This is a genomic window from Frankia tisae, assembly GCF_025403405.1.
Classification (GTDB): domain Bacteria; phylum Actinomycetota; class Actinomycetes; order Frankiales; family Frankiaceae; genus Frankia; species Frankia tisai.
The window spans coordinates 1-2,338 of sequence record NZ_JANEZT010000601.1 but is presented as its reverse complement, the minus strand read 5'-3'; the positions used below and the strand labels follow the sequence as shown (position 1 = coordinate 2,338).

The following is a 2,338-nucleotide window of genomic DNA, read 5'->3' as shown; positions in this document are numbered from 1 at the left end:
GGGATGACGAGCGCGTCGGGCGGGGCCGAGGTCCGTATGTGGGACAGATCGGTGGCCAAACGCGGTCAGATCATGGTCAGCCCGTCGATGGCGGCCTTGCCGAGCTGCTACGGTTTGTGCTCGATGACGCATCGTCGTCCGTCGCGGTCAGAGCGGAACGCGCGTTTCTCGCTGGGATCGAGGCCGGATGCACCGCCCCGGTCGGCGCTTTGGCAGTGGCAGCGCCTGCGCCGGTGGCGGCCGTCGGCACCATGGCACCGGCCGGCGATGCGCCCCCCGCGGGTCGACTGCGCCTGCGGGCGGTCGTCGCCGCGCCGGATGGCACCACCATCCTCCGGCGTGACGTGACCGGGTCCGCCGTCGACCCGGAGGCGCTCGGGCAGCGCCTCGCGGACGACCTGCTGTCCGCCGGAGCACACTCGCTGATGGGAATTCGCTGAGCATGGCCACCCGACGCACGAAAAAGCCTGTCTCCCCGGTCGCACTTGTGGGTGCCGGCCCCCGTGACCCGGGCCTGCTGACCGTCCTCGCGGTCGAGACCCTCTCGTCGGCCGATCTTGTCGTCGCCGACCCCGACGTCGCGCCCGCGATCGTGGAGAACCTCACCGCCGAGGTGCTGCGCATCGGGGATCTGGAGGCCTCCAAGCCGGTCCGTGATGCCGAGGCGGCGACCGCCGCGGTGGTCAGCCGGGCCCGCGCCGGAGACAAGGTCGTCCGGCTCTACGCGTCGGATCCGTGGCTGACCCGCATCGGCGCCGCCGACGCCCAGGCCCTGGCGAAAGCCAAGATCCCCTACCGGGTGGTGCCCGGGATCCTCACCGGTGCCGCGGTGGCCACCTACGCCGGCGTCGCGCCCGGCTCGCCGATCACCTTCGCCAGCACGTCCGGTGTCTTCTCCTCGTCGGGAACGCTCCCGGCGCCGTCGCCGTTCGGCGCGGGCGAGCCCGTCGGGCCGCTGACCGGCCCGCCGTTTGGCGCCGGCCGGCTCGGCACACGCCCGATGACCGGGCTGGGGGGCGGCCTGGGCGCCGGCTTCGGGTCCCCGCTGGGCCTGGGCAGCCCCGGCGGGTTCGGCGGGTTCGGTGCGCCGGTTCCCTCGCCCGGCGACATCGACTGGGCGGCGCTCGCCCAGACACCCGGCACGCTCGTGGTCACCGCGGCCCCGACCGAGGTCGGCAAGGTCGCGGCGGCCCTGGCGGAGCACGGCCGCCCCGGCGACACCCCGATCGCGGTGACCGTGGACGGCACCACCACCGACCAGCGCACCATCACCTCGACCCTCGACCGGGTCGAGGCCGACGTCGCGCCGCTGCTGACCGCCGCCCCCACGCCCATCACCCAGGTCGTGCTCTCCGTCGGTGCTGTAGTCGCCACCCGGGCGAAGCTGTCCTGGTGGGAGACTCGCGCGCTGTTCGGCTGGACGGTGCTGGTGCCGCGAACCAAGGAGCAGGCGGCGACCCTGTCCGACCTGCTGCGCTCGCATGGCGCGAGCCCGCTGGAGGTGCCGACGATCGCCGTCGAGCCGCCGCGGACCGCCGCCCCGATGGAGCGTGCGATCGGCGGCCTGGTCACCGGGCGCTACCAGTGGGTCGTCTTCACCTCCGTCAATGCCGTGCGTGCGGTGCAGGAGAAGGTTGAGGAGCGCAGCCTGGACGCCCGGGCCTTCGCCGGAGTCAAGGTGGCGGCGATCGGCGAGGCCACCGCCGAGGCCCTGCGCGCCTTCGGGATCCGTCCCGACCTGATCCCCTCCGGGCAGCAGTCCAGCGAGGGTCTGCTGGAGGACTGGCCGGAGTACGACGAGTCGCTCGATCTGCTCGACCGGGTACTGCTGCCGCGGGCCGACATCGCCACCGAGACGCTGGTCGCCGGCCTGAAGGACCGCGGTTGGCAGGTCGACGACGTGACCGCCTACCGCACGGTCCGCGCCGCCCCACCGCCCGCCCCCATCCGCGAGGCGCTCAAGGGGGGCAGGGTCGACGCCGTCGTGTTCACCTCCTCGTCCACCGTGCGCAACCTCGTCGGCATCGCCGGCAAGCCGCACGAGACCACGGTGATCGCCGTCATCGGCCCCGCCACCGCCGCGACCGCCCAGGAGCTCGGGCTGCGCGTCGACGTGCAGGCGCCGGAGGCATCCATCCCGGCCCTGGTCGGGGCGCTCGCCGAGTTCGCCGCCGAGCACCGTGAGGAGCTGGGCAAGATCGGTCCGCTCGCGGCCCGCCTGCCCAAGCCACGCCGCGGCTCGCGGCGCTAAGCCGGCGGTCGGGGAGGTACGAGGCTGTTGAACGGGATACCGGGTGCGTCGGCCGTGGGCGGCGGAAACCGGGGCGCGGGTGGAGCG

At 74.1% G+C, this 2,338-nt stretch carries 1 protein-coding gene and 1 pseudogene; both read left to right on the top strand.

What is annotated here, in order from left to right:
* Positions 1 to 440, top strand: a pseudogene (locus NBZ85_RS30355) (hydroxymethylbilane synthase); the annotation flags it as partial.
* Positions 441 to 442: 2 nt separating this feature from the next.
* Positions 443 to 2,251 carry a bifunctional uroporphyrinogen-III C-methyltransferase/uroporphyrinogen-III synthase gene (locus NBZ85_RS30350; RefSeq protein ID WP_261560491.1) on the top strand — a complete coding sequence of 603 codons (1,809 nt, stop codon included), beginning with the start codon at positions 443 to 445 and terminating at the stop codon, positions 2,249 to 2,251.
* Positions 2,252 to 2,338: the final 87 nt, after the last annotated feature.